Origin of the sequence: Butyrivibrio sp. LB2008, assembly GCF_000621565.1 — a bacterium.
Classification (GTDB): Bacteria; Bacillota; Clostridia; order Lachnospirales; family Lachnospiraceae; genus Butyrivibrio.
Genome location: NZ_JHXZ01000018.1, coordinates 1 through 24,026, shown reverse-complemented (window position 1 = coordinate 24,026; position 24,026 = coordinate 1). Strand labels below are relative to the sequence as shown.

At 41.2% G+C, this 24,026-nt stretch carries 27 protein-coding genes; 7 read left to right on the top strand and 20 right to left on the bottom strand.

Features of this window, described 5'->3' with window-relative positions; all coding sequences use genetic code 11:
• Nucleotides 1–2 precede the first annotated feature (2 nt).
• From accA to T356_RS0106765, 10 genes are read right to left on the bottom strand one after another with little or no spacing between them, the layout of a single operon-like run.
• Nucleotides 3–758, bottom strand: coding sequence for a carboxyltransferase subunit alpha (accA, locus tag T356_RS0106810; protein ID WP_026513853.1), 756 nt, complete (start codon nt 756–758; stop codon nt 3–5).
• Nucleotides 759–780: 22 nt separating this feature from the next.
• Nucleotides 781–1,614, bottom strand: coding sequence for an acetyl-CoA carboxylase carboxyltransferase subunit beta (locus T356_RS0106805; RefSeq protein WP_026513852.1), 834 nt, complete (start codon nt 1,612–1,614; stop codon nt 781–783).
• Between the two features lie 3 nt (nt 1,615–1,617).
• Nucleotides 1,618–2,946, bottom strand: a complete 1,329-nt coding sequence (locus T356_RS0106800) for an acetyl-CoA carboxylase biotin carboxylase subunit (RefSeq protein WP_026513851.1) — start codon at nt 2,944–2,946, stop codon at nt 1,618–1,620.
• Between the two features lies 1 nt (nt 2,947).
• On the bottom strand, nt 2,948–3,388 hold the full coding sequence (gene fabZ / locus T356_RS0106795) for a 3-hydroxyacyl-ACP dehydratase FabZ (RefSeq protein WP_026513850.1): 441 nt from the start codon (nt 3,386–3,388) through the stop codon (nt 2,948–2,950).
• Nucleotides 3,389–3,397: 9 nt separating this feature from the next.
• Entirely contained in the window at nt 3,398–3,829 is a 432-nt protein-coding gene (locus T356_RS21610) for an acetyl-CoA carboxylase biotin carboxyl carrier protein (RefSeq protein ID WP_051563220.1), read from the bottom strand.
• A 12-nt stretch (nt 3,830–3,841) separates the two neighbouring features.
• Nucleotides 3,842–5,077, bottom strand: a complete 1,236-nt coding sequence (fabF, locus tag T356_RS0106785) for a beta-ketoacyl-ACP synthase II (protein ID WP_026513849.1) — start codon at nt 5,075–5,077, stop codon at nt 3,842–3,844.
• Complete coding sequence (fabG, locus tag T356_RS0106780; RefSeq protein WP_026513848.1) at nt 5,070–5,810, bottom strand: 3-oxoacyl-[acyl-carrier-protein] reductase; 741 nt, start codon at nt 5,808–5,810, stop codon at nt 5,070–5,072. Before fabG ends, fabF begins: the two co-directional genes overlap by 8 nt.
• Nucleotides 5,810–6,739, bottom strand: coding sequence for an ACP S-malonyltransferase (gene fabD / locus T356_RS0106775; RefSeq protein ID WP_026513847.1), 930 nt, complete (start codon nt 6,737–6,739; stop codon nt 5,810–5,812). Before fabD ends, fabG begins: the two co-directional genes overlap by 1 nt.
• A 14-nt stretch (nt 6,740–6,753) precedes the next feature.
• Nucleotides 6,754–7,683 (bottom strand): enoyl-[acyl-carrier-protein] reductase FabK, encoded by a 930-nt coding sequence (gene fabK / locus T356_RS0106770; protein ID WP_026513846.1) that lies wholly within the window; start codon nt 7,681–7,683, stop codon nt 6,754–6,756.
• 28 nt (nt 7,684–7,711) lie between these two features.
• A complete protein-coding gene (locus T356_RS0106765) occupies nt 7,712–7,933 on the bottom strand; it encodes an acyl carrier protein (RefSeq protein WP_026513845.1) in 222 nt (73 codons plus the stop codon).
• Nucleotides 7,934–8,082: 149 nt separating this feature from the next.
• Between T356_RS0106765 and T356_RS0106760 the strand changes: the two genes are divergently transcribed.
• Complete coding sequence (locus T356_RS0106760) at nt 8,083–8,931, top strand: MerR family transcriptional regulator (protein WP_026513844.1); 849 nt, start codon at nt 8,083–8,085, stop codon at nt 8,929–8,931.
• Between the two features lie 332 nt (nt 8,932–9,263).
• Nucleotides 9,264–9,548 (top strand): HU family DNA-binding protein, encoded by a 285-nt coding sequence (locus T356_RS0106755; RefSeq protein WP_026513843.1) that lies wholly within the window; start codon nt 9,264–9,266, stop codon nt 9,546–9,548.
• A gap of 72 nt (nt 9,549–9,620) precedes the next feature.
• On the opposite strand, the gene T356_RS0106750 is transcribed toward T356_RS0106755, so the two are convergent.
• Nucleotides 9,621–10,154, bottom strand: coding sequence for a histidine phosphatase family protein (locus T356_RS0106750; RefSeq protein WP_026513842.1), 534 nt, complete (start codon nt 10,152–10,154; stop codon nt 9,621–9,623).
• Between the two features lie 377 nt (nt 10,155–10,531).
• Nucleotides 10,532–10,897, bottom strand: a complete 366-nt coding sequence (locus T356_RS0106745) for a DUF1622 domain-containing protein (protein ID WP_026513841.1) — start codon at nt 10,895–10,897, stop codon at nt 10,532–10,534.
• Between the two features lie 200 nt (nt 10,898–11,097).
• On the opposite strand from T356_RS0106745, the gene T356_RS0106740 reads away from it, so the two are divergent.
• Nucleotides 11,098–12,384, top strand: coding sequence for an aminotransferase (locus tag T356_RS0106740; protein WP_026513840.1), 1,287 nt, complete (start codon nt 11,098–11,100; stop codon nt 12,382–12,384).
• A gap of 32 nt (nt 12,385–12,416) precedes the next feature.
• Here the strand turns inward: T356_RS0106740 and T356_RS0106735 are convergent, their stop codons facing one another.
• Nucleotides 12,417–13,844, bottom strand: a complete 1,428-nt coding sequence (locus tag T356_RS0106735) for a hypothetical protein (protein ID WP_155838984.1) — start codon at nt 13,842–13,844, stop codon at nt 12,417–12,419.
• 291 nt (nt 13,845–14,135) lie between these two features.
• Between T356_RS0106735 and T356_RS0106730 the strand changes: the two genes are divergently transcribed.
• Complete coding sequence (locus T356_RS0106730) at nt 14,136–14,744, top strand: YgjV family protein (protein WP_026513838.1); 609 nt, start codon at nt 14,136–14,138, stop codon at nt 14,742–14,744.
• Here the strand turns inward: T356_RS0106730 and T356_RS0106725 are convergent, their stop codons facing one another.
• Nucleotides 14,745–14,978, bottom strand: coding sequence for a hypothetical protein (locus T356_RS0106725; RefSeq protein ID WP_026513837.1), 234 nt, complete (start codon nt 14,976–14,978; stop codon nt 14,745–14,747).
• Between the two features lie 137 nt (nt 14,979–15,115).
• On the opposite strand from T356_RS0106725, the gene pta reads away from it, so the two are divergent.
• The gene (pta, locus tag T356_RS0106720) at nt 15,116–16,102 is read left to right on the top strand and encodes a phosphate acetyltransferase (RefSeq protein WP_026513836.1); all 987 of its coding nucleotides are present in this window, start codon (nt 15,116–15,118) and stop codon (nt 16,100–16,102) included.
• A 74-nt stretch (nt 16,103–16,176) separates the two neighbouring features.
• Here pta and T356_RS18655 read toward each other — a convergent pair whose 3' ends face one another.
• The 4 genes from T356_RS18655 to T356_RS0106700 all read right to left on the bottom strand — a co-directional run bounded on the left by T356_RS18655 (nt 16,177) and on the right by T356_RS0106700 (nt 20,637).
• A complete protein-coding gene (locus tag T356_RS18655) occupies nt 16,177–17,598 on the bottom strand; it encodes a sensor domain-containing diguanylate cyclase (protein ID WP_035780624.1) in 1,422 nt (473 codons plus the stop codon).
• A 74-nt stretch (nt 17,599–17,672) separates the two neighbouring features.
• Nucleotides 17,673–18,620 (bottom strand): GTP-binding protein, encoded by a 948-nt coding sequence (locus tag T356_RS0106710; RefSeq protein ID WP_026513835.1) that lies wholly within the window; start codon nt 18,618–18,620, stop codon nt 17,673–17,675.
• A 49-nt stretch (nt 18,621–18,669) separates the two neighbouring features.
• A complete protein-coding gene (locus T356_RS0106705) occupies nt 18,670–19,008 on the bottom strand; it encodes a hydrogenase maturation nickel metallochaperone HypA/HybF (RefSeq protein WP_242846572.1) in 339 nt (112 codons plus the stop codon).
• 327 nt (nt 19,009–19,335) lie between these two features.
• Complete coding sequence (locus tag T356_RS0106700; protein WP_026513833.1) at nt 19,336–20,637, bottom strand: ATP-binding protein; 1,302 nt, start codon at nt 20,635–20,637, stop codon at nt 19,336–19,338.
• Between the two features lie 274 nt (nt 20,638–20,911).
• Between T356_RS0106700 and T356_RS0106695 the strand changes: the two genes are divergently transcribed.
• The gene (locus T356_RS0106695; protein ID WP_026513832.1) at nt 20,912–21,247 is read left to right on the top strand and encodes a hypothetical protein; all 336 of its coding nucleotides are present in this window, start codon (nt 20,912–20,914) and stop codon (nt 21,245–21,247) included.
• A 500-nt stretch (nt 21,248–21,747) separates the two neighbouring features.
• Here T356_RS0106695 and T356_RS0106690 read toward each other — a convergent pair whose 3' ends face one another.
• Nucleotides 21,748–22,368 (bottom strand): GDSL-type esterase/lipase family protein, encoded by a 621-nt coding sequence (locus T356_RS0106690; protein ID WP_026513831.1) that lies wholly within the window; start codon nt 22,366–22,368, stop codon nt 21,748–21,750.
• A 127-nt stretch (nt 22,369–22,495) separates the two neighbouring features.
• Between T356_RS0106690 and T356_RS0106685 the strand changes: the two genes are divergently transcribed.
• Complete coding sequence (locus T356_RS0106685) at nt 22,496–23,662, top strand: serine hydrolase domain-containing protein (RefSeq protein WP_026513830.1); 1,167 nt, start codon at nt 22,496–22,498, stop codon at nt 23,660–23,662.
• 146 nt (nt 23,663–23,808) lie between these two features.
• On the opposite strand, the gene T356_RS21370 is transcribed toward T356_RS0106685, so the two are convergent.
• A partial coding sequence (locus T356_RS21370; protein WP_035780622.1) for a hypothetical protein occupies nt 23,809–24,026 on the bottom strand: 218 nt, incomplete at its 5' end.

Here is a 24,026-nt window from a genome sequence, read left to right as displayed (position 1 = left end):
CTCTAATATCCGACTCTTCTGAATTTTTCATACCTTAGATCCGTCAGTGTATCAATATCCGTAGCCATAAGATTCTTAAGCTCCGAATAGATGTCGTTCTCTAAGTTCTCAAAAGTATCATTACTACAAATCTTATCTATAAGTCCCAATTTATACAGCTTATCAGCTGTAAGATACAGCGCATCCGCGACCACATCAGCCTTTTCCGTGCTCTTCCACAAAATGTTCGCACAGCTCTCCGGCGATACCACGCTAAAATACGCATCATCAAGCATCCACACTCTGTCCGCATGAGAAAGAGCAAGCGCACCGCCGCTTCCGCCTTCCCCTATCACTATCGATAAAATAGGTGTCCGGAGGTCTGACATCTCATAAAGATTCTCGGCTATGGCTCTTCCCTGCCCGCGCTCTTCGGCATCAACGCCGCAGAAAGCACCGGCCGTATCAACAAAACAAACTATCGGTCTGTGAAACTTTTCAGCCTGTTTCATAAGCCTCAAAGCTTTCCTGTACCCTTCGGGATGAGCGCTTCCGAAATTGTGAGCAATCCTGTCCTCGGTATTCTTACCTTTTTCGATTCCGATAACCGTCACAGGCATATCCTTTATCATTCCGATTCCTGCGATAACGGCACCGTCATCACCAAAGTATCTGTCACCGTGAAATTCAATAAAGTCACCGATAATGGCATTCATATAATCGATTGCCGTGTACCTGTTGTCACTTCGTGCCCCGAGCACGATATCATAATCTTTCATATCTGCCCTCTTGTATTCTTCTTTAGCAGTTGTGTATCTTAAGTATTTTTTCAAGGTAATCCCTTTGCTTGTCTCTTGTTACGATGTCATCTATAAATCCGCATTCCAGAACTCTCTCGGCTTTCTGGAATCCCTTGGGAAGTGCTCTGTTAAGAGTCTTCTCAATAACACGGGGTCCCGCAAAGCCTATTCTTGCGCCGGGCTCTGCAAGCGTTATGTCGGCAAGCATCGCAAAACTTGCATCAACGCCTCCCGTCGTAGGATTGGTCAAAAGATTTATATAAAGATTTCCTGCATTGTTATGTCTTTTTACTGCAGCCGAAACCTTCGACATCTGCATAAGAGAAAGCATTCCTTCCTGCATTCTCGCTCCGCCCGAAACGGTAACTCCAATAACGGGAAGATTCTTTTCCGTGGCATATTCAAAGAGACTTGTGATACGCTCTCCTACTACCGCTCCCATCGATCCCATCATGAAGTTCGCGTCCATTGCAAATATGCATGTTCTGTATCCGCCGATCGCCGCAACGCCGCAGATAACCCCCTCGTTCTCACGGCTCTTTTCCCTGGCCGCCTGCAACTTGCTGTCATACTCGGGGAAATCAAGGATGTTCTTTGACTCAAGATCTCCGAACAATTCCACAAAACTTCTTTTATCCGAGAGCATCAGTATTCTTCGCCTTGCTCTTACAGGGAAGTAATATCCGCAGTTCGGACAGACAAAATTGTTTTTTCTTATCTTGGCTACGGCTGTTTCTTTCTGGCATCTCTTACAGGTAACTTTTCTGCTTCTGGGCTTAACATCGCCGTATTCAAGCTCATTATTCGCTTTTAGAAAAAAACTTTTTAATTCCATAGTTTACAAAACCTTCTGACATATCCCCGTATCGTAGTTTCCGACTATAAACTTGCCGTTGTCCATGAATTTCATGTGCATTTCTCTGTTGTTGTCAACGCCGACAAGTACGAACTCAGACAGTGCACTCTTCATCTTACGGATCGCACCGTCCCTTGTATCTGCGCAAACTATGAGTTTACCGAGCATGGAATCATAGAACGGTGTCACTTCATAGCTCTGATAAAGTGCGGAATCAAATCTGACATCCACACCACCGGGAATATGAAGCAGTTCAACCTTTCCGGTAGACGGCTTAAAGTCTACTGAATTTTCCGCACAGATCCTGCATTCTATCGCATGCTTACTGTGCGCAATATCTTCCTGATTAAAAGGAATGTCTATTCCTGCAGCGGTCCTTATCTGCCACTCAACTATGTCAATGCCGCACACCATCTCTGTGACGGAGTGTTCAACCTGAAGACGGGTATTCATTTCCATAAAGTAGAAAGAATCTCCTTTTACAAGGAACTCCACCGTTCCGACAGTGACATAGCCGACTTTCTTCGCAAGATCCGAAGCCGCTTTGTACATCTTTTCACGTGTATCGTCAGATAAAACAGGCGCAGGGCACTCTTCTATGAGCTTCTGGTTCTTACGCTGAACGGAGCAGTCCCTGTCACCAAGGACAATTACTTTTCCCTTCTGATCTGCAAGAATCTGAACTTCCACGTGCTTTACGTTCTCGAGATATTTCTCCATAAAGATCGCATCGTCTGCAAAAGAGCTCTTAGCTTCCTTTTTTACCTGCTCAAAAGCCGATAATAATTCGCTTTCTTCTCTTACTACGCGGATTCCCTTTCCGCCGCCTCCGGCTCTCGCCTTTAAGATAACGGGATATCCGATCTCTTTTGCCCATCTGATCGCAGCCTTATTGCTATCCAGGATATCGCTTCCGGGTGTTACCGGAACTCCCGTGCTTACAGCAATCTGTCTTGCGATCTCTTTCTGTCCCATCTTCTCCATAACTTCGGAACCGGGGCCGATCAGCGCGATATCGTTTTCTTCACACTTTCTTGCAAACTCAGGGTTCTCGGAAAGCATTCCGTATCCGGGGTGGATTGCTTCAGCTCCCACTGCCTGAGCCAACGTAATTATGACGTTCATATTCAAATAGCTGTCGTTTACTAAAGGTCCGCCAATGCAGTAACTCTCATCAGCCATCTCTACATGAAGTGCGTCTTTGTCTGCATCGGAATAAACCGCAACGGTCTCTATTCCCATTTCTTTGCATGCTCTGATAACACGTACGGCAACTTCACCACGGTTTGCTATAAGAATCTTAGAAAACATGTCACGCTTCCTCTCTTTCTCCTACTTCCGTAATGGCAAAAGAAAAATCTCCGCTCATACATTTTTTCCCATCTACGGTCAATTCCCCATGAAGTACGTACATGGGATGAAAAGACCTTATGACCTTAGTGTCAACTCTGATTCTGTCTCCGGGCTTAACCATATTTCTGAAACGTACTTTATCAAGTCCCGTATAAACAGGAATAACTCCACCGTTTGCCATCTTATCGGCAAAAAGAACGCAGGCTGACTGTGCCATTATCTCGCACTGTATTACTCCGGGCACGATGGGATTTCCGGGGAAATGTCCCTGCAAAAAATACTCATCGCCGCGCACGTTGTAATAACCTGTTGCCGTTCCATCCTCATTAAGATACGCCTCGTCCACAAGGAGCATCGGCTCTCTGTGGGGAAGTATCTTTTTCAATTCTTCTCTATCCATAAATTCCTCTTATTCAATAACAAAAAGTGTCTGTTTGTACTCTACAAGTGCGCCGTCTGTAACGCAGACTTTCTTGACCACGCCGCTTACGGGGGCTTTTACTTCGTTCATCATCTTCATTGCCTCGATGGTGCACAGTACATCGCCTTCAGAGACTTTGTCGCCTTCTTTGATAGCTTTCTTTTCTCCGACAGTCGCATAGAAAATTCCAAGAAGCGGTGCGTTTACGGCAGTTCCGCTAACCGCCTCTGCCTTATCCTCAGGCTCGGCAGATGTCGGAGCACTCTCCTTTTGTACCGGCGCTGTTTCCACTACCTTTACGCTCTCGGTCTTTATGGAGTTCTCTCTTTTCATTTGAATCTTAAAGTCTCCTTCTTCGACAGAAAGCTCTGTTAAATTCAATCTTAAAAAAAGATCACCGTACTCTTTTAATGAACTCATAATTGCCCTTCCTTAATCCACTTTCTTGAAAGCTATACATGCATTGTGTCCGCCAAATCCGAGTGATGTGCTGATAGCAAAATCAACATCAACGTTCTCAGCTTTATTTACTGTATAGTTAAGATCGCACTCTTCATCTTTCTCTTTGTAATTGATCGTAGGAGGAATGATTCCTTCATTAAGTGCCATAACTGACGCAATTGCTTCAACCGCACCTGTTGCACCCATCATGTGTCCCGTCATGGACTTTGTGGAACTGATGTGGATGTCATATGCTTTCTTACCGAAGACTTTCTTGATTGCCTTTGTCTCCATCGCATCGTTAAGATGTGTTCCTGTTCCGTGTGCATTGAAGTAGATCTCATCGCTGTCGCTAACTTTTGCTTCCTTAACTGCAGCCTGGATTGCTCTTACAGCGCCGTCTCCTTCAGGGTCCGGAGCTGTGATGTGATACGCGTCGGATGTGTTTCCATATCCTACAACCTCAGCGTAGATCTTGGCTCCGCGCTTCTTGGCATGCTCATACTCTTCAAGGATAAGGATTCCTGCGCCCTCACCCATTACAAAGCCGCCTCTTCTCTTATCAAAAGGAATACTTCCTTCAGAAGGATCCTCAGAAAGATTGAGCGCCTGACAATTGATGAATCCTGCCATTGCAAGTTCATTGATAGAAGCTTCGCTTCCGCCTGCGATGATCGCATCCGCATAGCCGTGCTTGATAACTCTGTAAGCTTCACCGATAGTATGTGTTGAAGTAGCACATGCTGTAACGATAGGAAGTGTGGGGCCCTTTGCACCGAATTTGATTGATACGGCACCTGCCGCCATATTGCTGATCATCATGGGAACGAAGAACGGAGAAACCATCTCAGGTCCCTTTTCATCAAGCTTTCTTGTCTCGCGGATTGTTGTATTTATTCCGCCGATTCCGGATCCTATATATACACCAAAGCGCTCTTTATCAAGTTCGCTCTCAAGGATTCCACTCTGCTCAACAGCCTGTCTTGCTGCAGCCATTGCATACTGCATGAAAAGATCCGACTTACGGATTTCCTGAACGGTGTCATAATATTTTTTAGGCTCAAACTCTTTGACCTCGGCATCAAGGCTTACCTTAAGTCCTGAAGCATCGAATCTCTGAATCTTGTCAATGCCGCATTTTCCGGCCTTTAAGCTCTCCCAAAAAGTATCGATATCATTTCCAACGGGTGAGATTACTCCCATTCCTGTAACAACTACTCTACACATACATTCCTCCATCTACTTTTATAACTTCTCCTGTGATATATGAAGATTTCTCACTTGCAAGGAACAACGCAAGTTCAGCGATATCTTCCGGCGTTCCGAGTCTTGTAAGCGGAAGCTGTTTCTTAAGCTCTTCTGTCTGAGCTTCGGACAGCTGCGCCGTCATCTCGGTAGCTATATATCCGGGCGCGATGGCATTGCATCTTATATTTTTTCTGCCATATTCTTTAGCTACGGTCTTGGTAAATCCAACTATTCCCGCCTTTGATGCGGCATAGTTTGCCTGACCTTTATTTCCCATCAGTCCCACTACAGAACTGATATTTATAACATTTCCACCTTTTCTCTTTATAAAATTACGGATAAAAGAGCGTGTTACATACATTGTTCCTTTTAAGTTAATGTCGATAACATCGTCTATATCCGCAATACTCATTCCCGGAAGCAAGTTATCTCTTGTTATTCCGGCATTATTTACTACTATGTCAACTCCGCCGAAGTCTGCCAGGATTGCCTCCGATACGGAAGCAACCTGATCGGCATTTTTTATATCACACAGATATAGCTTTACATCTGTGCCATTCTTCTTAAGTTCTTCAATGGCAGCCTGTGCTTTCTCATTGTCTTTTGTGGCGATTACCGCAAGGTTTGCACCGTTCTCTGCGTATTTCTTCGCAATGGCGTTGCCAATTCCTCTTGTACCGCCGGTAATTACAGCAACTTTTCCCTTTAACATTATTTTTTCAGCTCCTCTACAACTTTGTTCAAAGAATCAATATCACTTACGTTATAAATGTTTGCTCCTGAAACGGTTCTTTTCACAAAACCTGAAAGTGTCTTACCGGGACCGCATTCGATAAATGTGTCGATTCCTTCCGCAGCCATGTTGCTAAGTGTCTCTTCCCACTTAACGCTGTTTGATATCTGGTTGGAAATCGTATCGATTATTCCGGCCTTGTTATCGGGATATGGCTTAGCTGTCATATTCGCATACACAGGTGTCTGCGGATTGTTTATGTTATATGAACCCTCTTTTTCAATCTCTTCCTGTAAGCCCAAAGATGCCTCTTTCATGTAAGGAGTGTGGAACGGTCCGCCAACTGCGAGTTGTACGAATCTCACATTCTTTTCTGAAAGAGCTTCTTTTAACTTCTCAATCCTGTCTTCCTCCCCGGAAACAACGATCTGTCCCGGGCAGTTGTAATTGACAGGATATACTCCAAATTCATCGCACAGTGATTCTAGCTCACTCTTATCCATTCGCATAACAGCTATCATGCTGCCCTTCTTGGCATCTGCAGCTGCCTGCATGAGCTTTCCTCTTTTACATACCAGCCTGAAAGCATCCTCTTTGGCAAGCGCTCCGGACATTCCCATAGCAACGACTTCTCCCAGCGAAAAGCCTGCAATGGCATCTGCCTTTATTCCGCTGTTTTCCAAAGCGATCGCGCTTGCTATATCAGCCAGAAAGAGACAAGGCTGTGTGTTCTCTGTTTTTTTCAGCTCTTCTTCTGTTCCCGAAAACATCTGATCGAGTGTTCCGGGCCTGACAGTCTCAGCAGTGTCAAAAAACTCCTTCACTTCAGTGATATTCTCATATAGGTCTTTTCCCATTCCGGCGTACTGACTCCCCTGACCGGCAAATAAAAATGCGATTTTTTTCATATTATCTCCACTTTTCAAGCACCCATAAGTGCCATAGCTTCATTGTATATGCTCTTGATGATTTCCTCGCAGGTTCCTTCGCTCTTAACGAGTCCCGCGATCTGTCCGCACATACATGAACCGTACTTTACGTCTCCGTCTATAGCTGCTTTTCTCAATGCGCCTGCGCCCATTGCTTCAAGCTCTTCACTTGTAGTATTGGGATCAAGCTCTTTTGCCTGAAATTCTCTTGTCATTCTGTTCTTCAAAGCTCTGACGGGATGACCGAGAGACTTTCCGGTAACGATCGTGTCTCTGTCTTTTGCGCTGAGAACTTTTTCCTTATAGTTTTCATGCACTCCGCACTCTTTTGCTGTAAGGAATCTTGTTCCCATCTGCACAGCCTTTGCACCAAGCATGTATGCAGCAGCCATTCCTCTTCCGTCGGCAATTCCGCCGGCAGCGATAACAGGGATGTTTACTGCATCCACAACCTGAGGCACAAGTGCCATTGTCGTTGTCTCTCCGACATGTCCGCCTGACTCGCAGCCTTCTGCTATAACAGCGCTTGCGCCCATGCGTTCAACCATTACGGCGAGTGCAACACTGGCAACAACACAGATGACCTTTATATTTGCACTTTTAAGCTTCTCCATGTATTTCGAAGGATTTCCTGCTCCTGTAGTAACAACCGAAATACCTTCTTCACATACAACATCTACAGCCTCTTCGATGTATGGACTCATGAGCATCAGGTTAACTCCAAAGGGCTTGTCTGTAAGCTTCTTGGCTTCTTTGATCTGAGCTCTGAGCTGTTCGCCGTTTGAGTTCATTGCTGCGATAAGTCCAAGTCCACCGGCATTTGAAACGGCAGCGGCAAGTTTTGCATCGGCAATCCAAGCCATTCCGCCTTGTATTACGGGGTATTCAATCCCAAGCATTTCGCAAACAGGATTCTTTTCCATTTTCTTATTCCTCCAAACGGATCGCTGATTACTGCTTCTCAATAAGCTCAGCAAGCTTGTCAATTGTTGTGATTTCCTGTGAAAGTTCGATCTTGCAATCAAGCTCTTCCTGCATCTGCATTACAAGTTCCATGATGTCGAGTGAATCAAGTCCGATTTCTGTAAAAGTATCAGTTGTCTTGATCTCTGACTCCTCCTTATCAAGGTACTCTGCGATTATACGTACAATTGTTGCTTTTACATCTTTCATCTTTTTTTCTCCCTTTTTCTTAGATAATTTTCCCTATTTTCTGATAAATAGGATTGTATTAACTTAATTCTCTGTTACAATAAACGTGGGGGTAACCCCCAGGTCAAGTGTCTTTTTGATATTTTTTTATCATTTTTTAGGAGGCTTCTATGACAAGATATAGTGACTTTGAAGATGAAGACATAGAGTATACACTGAGCGTGAGCCAGTTTGCAAAACTATGTAACACTACGCGAGACACTCTTCGCTATTATTACGAACAAAAAATTCTGACTCCCAGAGTTGATCCAAACAACGGTTATCACTATTATTCCGCGTCTCAGATCAGCTCTTTTTTCTTTATTAATACAATGCGAAAAGCCGGTTGTTCGATAAAAGAAATAAGTACCACTATGCACAATTCCAGTAAAGAAAGTATCTCAAAACTGGTAAATTCAAAAATCCTTGATATGCAACGTGAGCTTTTTCTTATCAATAAAAAGATAAGTTCTCTTCATTTAGGTCTTTGGATTTTGGAAAAATATGACGACTGCAAACCCGGAGTTCCTTTCCTTGATATAATCCCGGACATGAGTTTTTCGTCAACGAAAGTAAAAGACAAATCCGCATCCTACCATGCCGCCGATGTTGCCAAGGATATCTCCGCCCATCTGGCAAGGGCCAACGCCGACTCTTCATTTGCCGCATTTCCTTCGGGAGTTACAATTGAATATAAAGATCTTTTGGCGGGGGATTACGTGTACAACAATATAATTACTCTGTCTTTTTTGCCCGCGGACAATGTTGATACCTTCCCGCTTCCCAGCAGAAAGATCATAAGCTGCTATCACGACCACAACACTTCGGGAATAGATAAAACCTATAAGAAAATGGTTTCATATATAAAAAGGAACAAGCTGACTGCCTGCTCCGATCTTTTTTCCGTGAGTCTTATCAATATATATAATAAAGAAGCCGATCACACGTATTTCAAATATCTTTTTATCTGCGTTGAGTAATTACGTTCACGGGACTACTGTAATGAGTACAAGTTGTTATTATCTCACAAATGGATTTATATATCAATTTAGCGGTTTCACACGTTTTACATCCCTTTAATCCCCATATTTAGCGTTTTTCAAAAGCCTGCTTCCCTCATATTGTTAATTATTCTAATCTTAAGATGTGATACTCATTTTAAACCATTTACTCATGCGACTTTTCAGTATTGTGCACTAAAAAATGCTATAATTTTTGGCGTTTTTTCGATTCAAAACTCTTGTATGGTGCATAAAAACGTTGTAAAATCTTGATTAGTAGTTAAAATACTCATTGTGAGGGAGGTATTATAATGAATAAGACAGAACTCGTTGATGCTATTGCAAAAGAGACCGGTCTTTCCAAGAAAGATTCTGAGAAGGCAGTAAAGGCTTTCACAGAGACAGTTTCAAAGGAACTTAAGAAAAAAGGTAAAGTTCAGCTTGTTGGATTTGGTACATTCGAGACAGCTAAGAGAGCTGCAAGAACAGGTAAGAATCCCCAGACTGGCGCTGCTATCAAGATTCCCGCAGCTACTGTTCCTAAGTTCAAAGCCGGCAAAGCTCTTAAGGATGCCGTTAACGGTAAAAAGAAATAATTATTTCAATTCCCCTGCCTTCAATTACTGAGCGGCAGGGGATTGTTTTATCTAATGTGCTGATACGCCGGATCAAAACTCATATCTTCTGATCTCGCAGTTATCTATTCCAAACCTTGAGAACTCTTCGTTATCCATCTCTCTGAAATATGATTCTATAATCCTTACTATTCCGTTGTGGGCAACCAATATATATTCTTTGTCGCCGTTTTTTATATCATCCAGGAGATTATATATTCTTTGCGCAAGCTGCATCATGGATTCGCCGGTTTTGAAGCGGCTCGCCATGTGTTTCTTGGCCTCATGAAATTCCTTTCCGTCGCGCGGAGTTGATTCATATATACCGAAATTCTGCTCGATCAATCTCTGTTCCACTCTTAACGGAATACCGGTACATTCCGAAATATGCTTTGCAGTGTCATACGCTCTCATGAGAGGAGACGTAAGTATCTCATCTGCCTTAATATTTTTTTCCAGGATCAAACGTCCAACCTCTATGGCCTGATCATGGCCTCTTTGTGTCAGTGCAATGTCTGTTGCCCCGCATATCTTGTTTTCAACGTTCCAGATCGTTTCTCCGTGTCGTACAAAATAAAAATGATCCATCTGTAATTATCCGTCCTTATAATAATGTAAGTGATTTTTTATTATAAACTATTCCTCATAAAAGTAAATTAATTTTCACCTTCAATCATGTTCACAAAATGAACACTTTTATTTCACATATAAAACACACGAAAAAGCGAAAATAGCTAATGCGGTTTGCAGGGAACCGAATTTATATTAAAAATCTGCATTTACTCTATATTGAGTTTTTGAACATCTATTCCTTTTGGAAAACTCATCATCTTATGTTTTATCGCAATATTTTTCCAATACTTTTTTGCTGTTTCAAAAATCGTCTTAATTCTATAAAAGTTCTTTCTTATCTACAACTCCTTCGGGACTTGTCCATAAAAAAGCCTGCAATCAGTGACAGTGCGTCACGAAGGAGTATCTTTATCAACATTAACCTTTGGTTGCAGTGCAATCTTCTCTTTCTCAATCTCCCAATGTATCAAAAACGTCAGTGTCGCTCTGAGCGCGATTATGGCCCCCAGGATTCCGAGTTCCGACCATTCGCGCACAACAACCGTCCTAAGCACCTCTCCGCCCAACTTAAATTCCAGTGCAAGAGCTATTCCCTGCGCAAGTTCAAGTCTTATCGACTCATCTTTTTTCAGCCAGAATATAAAACTCTTTATGGCAGTAAATACAAGAATACAGATTCCGAATAGTTCCAAAAGTAGCGTGGAATATTCTACGGCATATCTAAGTACTTTTTCAGAAACACTATATAATCCTTCCATTTCTGCCCTCCATAAGGTAATCTCCGGAATTATCCATGTCACTAATCTGCAATATTACAATGCCTTTTTATACTGATAGATTAATTATATCAAAAAACCGACGCTTGCATTTCTTATTTATACTTGACTTGTCAGGAGGTTACTGTAATAATATGTAAGATACATAAATACTTGTATACAATTTTGTAGAGGATTGATTTATGAAAAAGTACAGTGAACTGTCACACGAAGAATTAGTAAAAGAAAAAGAGATTCTTTCAAACGAATACAAACAGTGGCAAGCTAAAGGCCTTAAGCTCGACATGAGTCGCGGAAAGCCCTCTGTTGAACAGCTCAATCTTTCTATGCCTATTTTCGACATTTTAGACGGAAAGTCTTTAATGAGATGCATGAACGGTGTTGAAACCAGAAACTATGGTTGCCTTGAAGGTATCGTCGAAGCTCAGCATTTAATGGCTGAGATCATGGATTGCCAGCCTGAGCAGGTTATCGTTTGCGGTAACTCTTCATTAAACATAATGTTTGATACCGTAGCGCGTGGATATATGTTCGGTTTTGGCGGATGCACACCTTGGTGCAAGCTTGATAAAGTTAAGTGGCTCTGCCCCGTTCCCGGATATGACAGACACTTCGCCATAACACAGCATTTCGGATTTGAAATGATCAACATCCCTATGAATGAAGACGGTCCCGACATGGATATGATCGAAGATCTCGTATCTAAGGATGATTCGATCAAGGGAATCTGGTGTGTTCCCAAGTATTCAAACCCTCAGGGAATTGTTTATTCAGATGAAGTTGTTCGCCGCATGGCAAATCTTAAGCCTGCTGCCAAGGACTTCAGAATCTTCTGGGATAACGCTTATGCCGTACATCACTTATATAAAGAAAAATGCAAAATCTTAAATATCCTTCATGAATGTGAAGAAGCTGATAATCCGAGTCTTGCATTTGAATTTGCTTCAACTTCTAAGATTACTTTTGCCGGCGGCGGAATCGCTGCTATCGCATGTAACAATGCAAACAGACAGGAATTAAAGAAAACTCTTACTGTTCAGACAATCGGTTTCGATAAGATCAACATGCTTCGTCATGCAAGATACTTCATGGATGTTGAATCTGTAGAGACTCACATGAAGAAACATGCAAAAATTTTGAGACCTAAGTTTGAAATGGTAATTCAGACCATGGAAAGAGATCTTGGAGACACAGGATGCGGAACCTGGACATCACCAAAAGGCGGTTACTTCATTACTTATGAAGCACCTAAGGGAACTGCATCACGTATCGTTGAACTTGCAAAGGAAGCCGGTGTTATATTAACTCCCGCAGGAGCTCCTTTCCCTTACCACATGGATCCTAACGATTCAATCATCAGATTTGCTCCTTCTCTTCCGCCTCTTGAAGAGCTTGAGCAGGCTGCAGATATCTTTACCGTATGTGCAAGAATCGCATACTTAGAGAAGTTGATATTATCCAAAGCATAATTTCACACTATACAAAAAGCTCGGACATTTTACTAAATGTCCGAGTCTTTTTGTATTTGATAGGAAATTGCTTTCCTGTTTGCAATATCAAAGAAATTGCTCATACCAAGAATTCCTGCAATGACATATATCGGAGCAAAAACGATCAGATATCGCGGCTGCGCTTCAAACAGCATAACAAAGGCAGATAAACCGATAATACTTAACATAATGGACTGATATTTCCACTTATTCTTTATAAAAAAGCTAAAGAACAGAATTCCGAGCCACAATAGCTGAACAAGATTCAGATAAACCGAAAAGCCCTTATGATCCGGTCTGTAAAAAAATCTGATCCATGAATTTGCCGGCGTATCTTTTGAAAACTTATTAACAATAAATCCTTCTCCGTCAAGACCGTTTCCGAAAGAGCCGTCATTATAATTTAAAATAAGTTTATGGATCATCAATACGCAAAAACCTGAAGGCCCCATTTCTTTTAAGCGCTGCTTTATAACCTTTTTATTTTGAGACTCACGCTCTTCACTGTCGGAAATATAATGTGAAAAAGTGTCATCCTCACCGTTAAAAGTACCGTCGGATTCTACATTCATTCCGATCATCAGCCAGTGGAACATTGAAAAACTCTTTTCACTATCGTATTCCGTGCCCGTTTCGTTTTCAAAAGTCTTGATAACGGAATAACTTCCCAGTTTAAAAGAAGGCACGACAAGCGCCAATACGAGTATTATCGGAACAAGCTTTTTAATAATCTCCACTCCTCTGTTTTCAACAAAGACGTGGATGGAATGTGTGATAACAATTGCGATCAGCATTATCACCGATTCTGCTTTTATATGAAATCCTACTATCGATACAAAGAGCATCATTACCCACTTTAAGATCGATTTTTTTACAGAATTCTCAGTAATAGACAGATATATCCACAACATAAGCACCGGGAAGATTATTCCCAATGAATCCGTGTATAATACAAAATTCCAGGGCGAGATATACACAAATACATAGCATACCAAGAATCCCATAGCCTGCATTTTCTTATCACCCGTAAGCTTATATATGCAATCGGCAAGAAGAAGTCCCATACAGTAATAAATGATGCAATTAAATACAACACAAAAACCGTAAGCCGATATATAAGAAGACAATCCTATATGTGCGGCAAGTGAAAACAGCTTCGCATAAAGAACCAGCGACAGCATATTATTGGTGTAACTTGAGTAATATCCCGGATCGAAAGAATTTCCGACCGCCAGATTATATGCGTCTTCTGTAAGTGTTCCCGCATCCCATCCTGTTCCGTACATCGAACAAAGCGAGATTATCACCTGAACACCAAAAAGAACTATGAGGATAACAACTTTTTTAGTTTTGGATTCCAAAAAATCAAAACGTTCAAAACATCCATATAATACGGTAAAAAATAAAATACCAAATATCATCAGGATGGCGTTGCCCAAGATATGACTTCTTTTGAAATATTCATTGTATGGAATATACTTTGATATCAGGACAAAAAAAGAAACTACTGCGATAAGAATTCGGAAGAGTGTAGAAATGCTGTTATTCAATATTTTTTTTAGTTGAAACATGATGTCGGTTCTTTCTTTAATAACTATATCCTTTCATATTTTTCGCTTAATTCTAACATTGCCAAATTTACCGGTCAAATTACGCGAGGCATAATTTGAATATCGTATAATCTTTTGCTATCATTACATATAGCATATATTTTTTAATGGAGATACACTATGAATACAAATACTATTATTGAAATGATCGGCTATCTGGGATCTTCATTGGTACTCATATCCTTTTTAATGGCCTCAGTCGCAAAATTAAGAATTGTAAACTCGGTAGGAAGCGTAATTTTCACGATTTACGCTTTCATAATCAAATCATATCCGACTGCGGTAATGAATTTATGCCTGGTTCTTATAAACGTATATTATCTGGTAAAACTTAATAATACATCAATTGACTATACCTGCATAAAAGTTTCCAAAGACGATCCGGTGATAAAGCATTTTATTGAATTCTATATGAAGGATATTCAAAAGTGTTTTCCCGGTATCAACACTGACTTTGATTCTTCGGATGTAGGTTATGCGGTCTTGCACGAAGGTACTCCGACCGGGCTGTTTTTGGGAAAAAAACAACCCGAAGACAATATAGATATACTTCTGGATTATTCAATTCCTCAATACCGCGATTTCTCTATAGGCAAGTTCCTGTACTCAAAGTTTCCCGAGGACGGATTCAAAACGCTTACCTATAAAGGCCCGGACAAACATCATATGCCATACCTTGCAAAAATGGGTTTTGAAAGATATGACGGTATTTACAAAAAAAATCTTTAATTATCTGTTTTGGGCTACTTCCATGATCTGCTGAAAAGTCGTTATGTCATTGGCTGTAATCTTAATATTTGATTCGATCTCTTTTCCGTCGGGCGTAGTGACTTTTACAGCAATAACAGTGCCTTCTTGCATAGAATCTTTTCCGATTGCCTTGAAAAATGCTATGATTTTCGGATGTTCCTGCTGAAAAATCTTAAAACGTTGTTGTAACTGCATTAAACTCATTGGGTTCATATTAAAAAAATTCTCCTGTTTTCTTTTTATATTAATGTAAAACTTGAGCGAAATCAAATTATTTTCCGGTTAACAGGTCTAGAATATGTATGCGCTTACATAATAGAAATACCTGATATATAAAAGGAGGACAATACATGTACTACGGATTTGGTGATATGATAGAAAAGCTTAAGGCAAATCCCAAGACTATAGTTTTCCCCGAAGGTTCAGATCCAAGAATCTTAGAGGCCGCTTCACGTCTTCTTGCCGCTAACTTTTTAAAGCCTATCTTACTCGGAAATGTAGATGAGATCAATCGTTCTGCAGAGGATGCCGGATACAACATCAGAGGCGCTCAGATAATTGATCCTGAAAATTATGATAAATTTGATGAAATGGTTGAAACTTTCTGTGAGCTTCGTAAGAGCAAGGGAATGACTCCCGAGAAAGCTATCCCGATTCTCAAGCAGACTAATTACTTTGGTACAATGCTTGTTAAAATGGGCCTTGGTGACTGTCTTCTCGGCGGTGCAACATACTCAACAGCTGATACAGTAAGACCTGCACTTCAGATCATTAAGACAAAGCCTGAAAACTCTATTGTTTCATCTTGCTTTATTCTTGTTCGTCCTTCTGCAACCGGAGAAAACGAAGTTATCGCTATGGCCGACTGCGGAATAAACATTAATCCCAATGAAGACGAGCTTGTTGAGATCTGTGGTGAGACCGTAAACTGCGCACGCAGATTCGGTATCGATCCCAAAGTTGCTTTCCTTTCATTCTCTACAAAGGGTTCTGCAAAAGATGATACTGTTACAAAGATGCAGAACGCAACTGAAAAAGCTAAGAAAAAGTATCCTGATATCCCGATTGACGGTGAGCTTCAGTTTGACGCTGCCGTAGCACCCAATGTTGCTAAGCAGAAAACTCCCGATTCACCTGTTGCAGGATATGCAAACACATTTATCTTCCCTGATATCAACGCAGGAAATATCGGATATAAGATTGCTCAGCGTATGGGTAACTTTGAAGCATTCGGACCTATCTTACTTGGTCTTAACGCTCCTATCAACGACCTTTCACGTGGATGCAATGCGATTGAAGTTTACTCAATGTCAATCATTACCGCTTCTCTTGCATAAGTCATTTGTTAAAAGCAAAAGAAATCCCCATAGAAGCTTGAAATACTCGCTTCTATGGGGTTATTTTTTACTCTTTATTCTTGCTCTTCCTGTTCGTGCTTTCCGCGACGTTCATGCTCCTTATCCTTGTAATAAGCAGCTTTGTCTTCATACATTCTCTCATCGGCTCTTTTAACAGCTTTATTGATCTCACCGGAATCTTCTATCCATACAGATCCGATCGCAGCGGAAACCTTCGCAAGTTTTGTACGAAGTTTCTTAACCTGCTCCTCAAATTTCTCCTGCGTGATCTCAGGGATAATTGCCAGGAACTCATCTCCGCCGATCCTATAGCAGTTCTTGCGTTTAAATACAGATGCAACAATATTTGCCGCCTCTTTTATCTTCGCATCTCCCGCATCATGGCCTTCACGCGCGTTTATTGCTTTAAGTCCGTTTATATCCGTATAACATACACCTGCAACCGATGACATTCCGGACAACACAAGAAGTACCTGATTCAATGAATTTCTGTTTCCAAGTCCCGTAAGTGCATCGTGACTTCCAAGATACTCCATCTCTTTGGTAAGTGCCCTGTTTCTCATATCGTAGGAAATGAAAATCGCTACAGATTCCATTACTTCCGCTACATTTATAGGCAATGTATTCTCATAATTATCCGCAACAAGATATCCTATTATCTCATCATTGTCATGAAGCGTTGTTACTATATACCTTGAAATACTTCCTGCAAGAAGCTCGTTATATACCTCTTCTTCATAGTCGCGAATAACTGATGTATCATTTATAACAATTGTATTCTTCCCTTTAAGCTGCCTGTCCCACATATCTATGATATTCATGCGTTCAAAATTCTTGCGGTTGGGAAGATTGGACGCATGTGCATCGTTAAGCCACTCTCTTACATCAACGACCTTCCTGTCTTTTACCTCTACAATACCGACACGATCAGCCTTTATCGTCTGGCCTAACAGCTTTAATACTTTTCTTATACCTTTTCCAAACTCGGCAGAAGATAATGCGGTAGCGCAATCAATGACAAGCTTACTCGTATTCGAAGCAAGCTCCCTGTTATCCTCACTCTTTTTCGCAATAGTTATGTCATGTATGATAAATGCGCAAAAGCCCTTCTGATAAACAGGAACGGCACAGTACTCCAGCCACTTATCGTGCTGGGTGTTGTATGTTCTGATTGTTGCGGATTGTCTGAGGATTGCTGCCTGATAGCTATACTTTATCCAATCCTCGTCTCTGTTCATTACAGTCTTTAAATATGTATTTCCGACAAGCTCAGCTGATGGCTTACCAACAAGCTGAGAGTATTTCTCATTTGCAAACAAAAAAAGCATATCCTTTACTGTTCCGAAAGGATCTGTCATTACTTTAAAAATACAATATGCATCCGGAAGGTCCTTGAGCATATATAAAATATCACTAGGCGCAAAATTAGAAGATGATGAATATCCAATTTTTCCGTCGTTAAGATTGTCAGACATTCGTATACTCCTTAATTGTGTTAACATATTAACTCTCTTGCGTAAATTATACTATAAATAAATGCACTTTGCACCTATACGGAAGGCTTTCCTACATATTTAGCCAATTTCTCGCGGTCCAGCCTTTCGCCGATCACTATAAGTACAGCGCGGTCCGTATCTACGCTCTTTACCTCATACCTGCTCACGGTAGCATTTATCTCCACCTTTTTATCATCACTGATATTTACAAAGCCTTTTATTCTGTGCACATCTCCGCAATCCTTGTCCTTCAGGATATTAGTCACGGTTTCGTGTAATACATTTTCAGCCATCGCAAAATCAAAATAAAACAGCGTCTGATAACCGGAATCTCCTACGCGCAAACTTTTTTTATAATCGGCTCTTTTATATCCCGCATTGATAATCCTGTTGTAATCAGCATCTGACAAATTTTCCCAATTCTTTGCGATGATGTCCTGAGGTCTTACCGTTCGTGAACAATCGAATTCATCAAGTACAGCTCCAATTTCTGATGCAATCTCTGTCTTTTTCTTCTCGTCCTCTTCATCAAGTTTACTTACAAGCACAATTCCTGCGGATGCCATTTCCGCCATCATAAGATACCTTGATTCCATCGACATATCCGCCCCGGTCTCCGCGTCATATATACAGATGACGCTTCCCATCTCATACCACATATCTATCGGCGACTCATATAAAATATCAAACAGCTCATCCGGATCAAAAATCCCCGAAGGTTCGATTATCACTCTGTCATATCCGAGCATCCCCATCGCGATAAGCTTTGTCTTTAGCCTGCGCTGATGCGCTTCTTCTCCGTCGCCGCCGACTATCATCTCTATATTGCAATTATCGCCCAACAACTCCTTCAAAAGAACCATATCAACATTTATCGCACCAAAGTCGTTTTCGATAATGCATATACGCTCACCTTTTTCCATGAGTTTCTTAGCATATTTTTTTAAAAAAGTAGTCTTTCCCGATCCGAGAAATCCTGTTATAAGATCAACTTTTGTCATCATCTCTCCGTTTCAAAAAAGAGGCCTGTACAGACAGACCTCTATATTTTTAATCTACAACCGCTATACTTTTTATAACTATATCCTTGCCTTCTATTATCTTTGCCCTCTTTCCTCCGCAGTGCGGGCACAGATATCTGTTGCTCTTGTCGGGATAATACTCTTTGCCGCACTCCTCGCACAGCGCTTTTACCGGAACTTCCTCACATATAAGCTCAGATCCCTCAAGTTCCGTTCCCTCCACTACTTTCGTATAGTACTTGTTCAGGTAATAGGGCAATACTCCGCTGGTCTTCCCAACAAGAACATGTATACTCTTTATTTTACTGTCTTTTGCCGAATCCATAGCCATCGCAACTATCTTCGTCACATAACTCATCTCATGCATAGTTTCACCATAAATCATTATTTAATTATCATTTTATTGCATTTTAATTGATTATATTCAGCACAAAAAAGATAATAATACATAAAGGGGGTACTTGCTATGGCACATAATACGACTAAAATCTGTATAGGCTGCGGTCGCACATTTAATGCCCGCAACAGTAGTATGCCCTTTTGCTGCAAGACCTGCAAAAAGAGATATTCCTACCACTACACTTTCAGATGCAAGGACTGTCGTAATGCAGCATGTGAAGTGAGAAACGAATATCTCAACGGCTGTGCCCAGGGCTGTCCCAATCTAAAGTGGAACCCTTAAGCACGTCTCGATTTACTGTCCCAGCACGTGATTTATAAACTGCTGTGCAACACGTCCCGATATTCCGCCGTGATTCATTTCCCATCTGTCTGCTTCCCTGAACAGCTCCTCTTCTTCCATGTCGATATTGTTTCTGACCGCCAACTCTCTGACAATGTCATAGTATTCCTGTCTTGAAGGCTTGTAATATCCTATTGTCACACCAAATCTGTTTGCAAGTGAAAGCTTCTCCTCCATCGTATCGGAATGATGGATATCAGCATTCTGCTCAACATCACGTCTGTCTTTCCAGGTCTCCTTGATAAGATGTCTTCTGTTCGATGTCGCATAAATAAGAATATTATCAGGTCTTGTCTCAACACCGCCTTCGATAACGGCTTTAAGGAACTTATAATCGGATTCATCCTCTTCAAAAGAAAGATCGTCCATGTAAATAATAAACTTATAATTTCTGTTTTTGATCTGCGAAATAAGCGAAGATAAAAGCCTGAACTGGTATTTATATATCTCTATCATTCTTAGTCCGTCAGAATAGAACTCATTTACAATAGCCTTAATACTCGTTGATTTTCCCGTTCCACTGTCACCAAAAAGCAATACATTGTTGGCTTTCTTTCCCTCGACAAATGCCTTGGTATTTGCCACAAGTTTCTTCTTCTGAATCTCGTAGCCGACAAGATCGTCAAGCACAACCGTATCCATGTTGTTGATAGATGAAAAAACAATCTTTCCATCCTTGTCCTCATTAAGTCTGAATGCTTTGTTGAGACCAAATGCACCCACACCGATATCTTTATAGAACTTCGTTACAATGTCAAAAAAGTCATTTTCATCGGTAGCCTTTTCAAGTTTCTCCGAAAGACTCCTTACTTTTTCACTCACATTATGATTGTACATAAGCTCCGGCTTCTCAATTGCCTTATAATTTGTTATACATGTAAAGCAATCTATTTCCAAAGCTTCCTCAATCTCGGAAAAATCATATTCGAATAGCTTCTTATACACACCAAAGTCACTCTTTGCGAAATGATTTACACTTCCGTCCTTGCTTCCCACTTTTTCACATGTCAAAGAAAAAGGATTCTCCTGCATGATCAAAAGATATGTCAGATAGTTATGCCAGAGATTCTTGTCAAATGCATAATCCGTCCCAAGTTCAAGGATCCTCTTTACCTGTTTATAAATTCTTGTTGTGAGCTCGGTCTTATCATAATCTTTTGAATGAAAATCTTTAAAAACATAAGCAAGTTGCATTAAAACCGAGTCCTTTGGCAGATCGCCGTATATTAACAAATTTGATACCAGATGTTCCATATATTTCTCCACGATTTTTTTTAGGTAAATTATATATCAGTTATCTGTTATTATCATCATTTTGCGTGTATTTTTTCAAGCCGTTCCAATCACAACTTCGTTCACCATCTATCGTCTCCAAAAACATATTCTTCACACTGTAACAATTGTTTAACCCCTGTCTATGTGCTTTTCGCCCTATTATTTCAAAAACACTTGCAACATTGTAAATATTTCTCTATAATTTTATTAACATTTATTTTACAAAAATACTTTGAAAGAAAAGGGTAAAAAAATGCAGACCAAGATTATTATTTTTAATGACAATCTTTTACAACATAGAAAAGAATTCGAAAGTTACAAAGAAGAACTCAATGAAATGTTGGCAAAATTCGAGGAGATGGAGACGACTCCGGCCAACAGGAGTTACGTTCGAATGATGGCGGCAAAAATTAATGTAACGCTTCAGAATATCGAATCAAACTTACACAAAGTGGCTTTTGCCTACGATATGGCAGAAAGATATGCAGAGAGAATCCTCAATTCGCCTTGCATGAACAACACCATTGTCGTCGACGAAGCCAAAGAACGCGCTCCCAAGCCAAACAAAGCAAACGATGACGAAGTATAAAGGACTGCGCGCTAATTTTTAGTGATACTGCCTTTCCTGACGCCCGGCCACAATGGTATATATTCGGAAATCCGCTGTGTACGTCTGCGCAGTGATTTTCATACTTTAATAAAACCCGAAGATGCTTCCTTTCACGTTGTTCAGAGAAGTCAGCATCTTCGGGTTTTATTAAAGTTGAAAATCATCTTGCTCGTACGAAGACAGCGGATTTCCGAATATATACCATTGTGGCCGGGCTGTCTATGAAAAGGGCGGTAAATGTGAAAATTTAGTGTGCTGACACGGTGATTTTTGATCAAATTACGCTGAATGATTATTCATATGCTAGGAAATCGAATGAGTCGTAGCGGTGGCTACGACGATTGAGATTGACAACGCATATGAATAATCAGGCAAGTAATTTATCAAATTGTCAACAAGACACCACACTGATATGTGATGTCATCAAATATCTCGACTTTTTGCGCAGAATAGATAGTCGCTCGCGGTTCTTTGTGTGCTTAGATTTGCATAGACTCGATTTTTCTTGAGATGGCGGTAGCGAGGGCTTCATGGCCGGTTTCGTCGAGGTGTTCGTCGTCGCGTTTACTGGGAGTGGCAACGGATGAAGCGGCGAGGAACTGATTGCCTCTTCTTTTGGCAATGTTTCTGTAAGTTTCTGCGAGTTCTTTACTTCTGTTTACGGAATCCACGTCAAATTCAGGATCTTTTGTGGGTTGCCAGACTTCGTCGCCAAGATGTATTGGGGATATGATCAGTACCTTTTCGGGAGATACATATTTTTCGATTTCTTCGACGCAGCGCTCAAGGCCTTTTCCTATCACATGCGGGTTGGCATGGTAATAGGTTTTGCAGTCATTGGTTCCGAGCATGATAATAACTCCGTCAAGAGGTGATGCACTCTCAAGGATAAGAGGAAGTGTATCAACACCTTTTCTGAAAGGTCTTATCTCATCCTCAAATACGGTTGTTCTTCCGCAGAGGCCCTCTTCTATTATTTTTGTATCATTAAGTTTGTTCTGAACAAGTCCCGTCCATCTGATTTCGTCGGGATATCTTTCTTTTGTTCCGGGGATAAGTCCCCATGTATTTGAATCACCAAATGCAAGTATGTTTTTCATAGTTTAGTACTCCTTTGATAATTCCATTATGCTATTCAGACTTTATTTTGTATAATATTGACATCTTATAGGCAGGTATAAGCATTTCATATTACAATGTTTAAAAAGTCATGAAAGGAAAGATGTTATGAGAGACAAACTGAAACTTATTCAAGAGTGCATGGACAGAGCCGTGGCAAATCAGGAAGTCGCAGGCGTTATCGCACTTGAGATAAAGGATGGAAAAGAAATCTTTTTTGCAAAGAGCGGCTATGCCGATATAAAAAATAACATTCCTATCAGCCGTGACAATATCTTCAGACTGTATTCACAGTCAAAGCCGATAACAGCTACCGCCGCCATGATGCTGATAGAAGACGGAATCCTTGACCTTAGCGAGCCCGTCGGCAATTATATCGAGAGCTATAACAAGCAGACTTATCTTTCCAAAAGTAAGGTTCATAAAGTTCCTGAAGAAAACAAGATGAGAATTCGCGAACTCCTTAATATGACCTCAGGTCTCGTATATCCCGGGCTCAATACAACTTCTGAAGTTGAAGTCGGCCGTCTCATGAACAAGATGGAGAAAAAACTCGGCTCGGATAAGATGATAACAACGATGGAATTTGCGGAAGAACTCGGAAAAATCCCGCTTAATTTCATCCCCGGCAGTCATTTCCAGTACGGAACAAGTGCCGATGTTCTGGGCGCTGTTATAGAAAAAGCTTCGGGAATGAAGTTTGGAGACTTCGTAAGATCAAGGATTCTTGAACCGCTTGGTATGAAAGACACCGATTTCTATGTTCCGGATGAGAAAAAAGAGCGTCTTGCAAAATCATACAGACGCACAAAAGGAAAGCTTTCAACATACTCAGGTGATCATCTCGCCATCAGAAATAACGGGGATCCGAATCTGTTTGAATCAGGCGGAGCAGGTCTTTTCTCAACAATAGATGATTATGCGCATTTCGCACAGATGCTTCTAAACGGCGGTACATACGAAGGTAAGCAGTTTCTTACGCCAAACAGTGTTAAATATCTCACATCCGGAAAGCTTAACGACACTCAGCAAAGCGATCTCCTGAAGTGGCAAGGGCTTGAAGGTTATACCTACGGAAATCTGATGCGTGTATTGGATGATCCGAGGCAGGCTTCGCTTATTGCCAACAAGGGTGAATACGGCTGGGACGGATGGCTTGGTGCGCACTTCTCAAACGATCCCGAGACCAACACCACTTTCCTCATGATGGTTCAGCGCTACGACTACGGCACAGGACCACTTACACGAAAGATTAAGAATATTATCTTTTCATAAGGGTATTTACGGACGCCCGGCCGCAAAGGTATATATTCGGAAATTCGCTGTGTACGGCTGCGCGGTGATTTTTTAAGACTCAAAAAAGAAGAGAGCTCTCCTCTCAGCGTTGTTCGAAGCAGTCGAGCTCTCTTCTTTTTTTCATCTTAAAAATCATCCTGCTCGTCCGAAGACGGCGAATTTCCGAATATATACCTTTTGTGGCCGGGCTTTTTCACACCGTACAGTTTCTCCGCGATGATTCTGTACGGTGCTTGGTCCAGTTTTCGCACCGTACAGCTTCTACGCGATGATTCTGTGTGGTGCTTGGTCTCTTTTTCACACCGTACAGCTTCTACACGATGATTCTGTGTGGTGCTCGTTC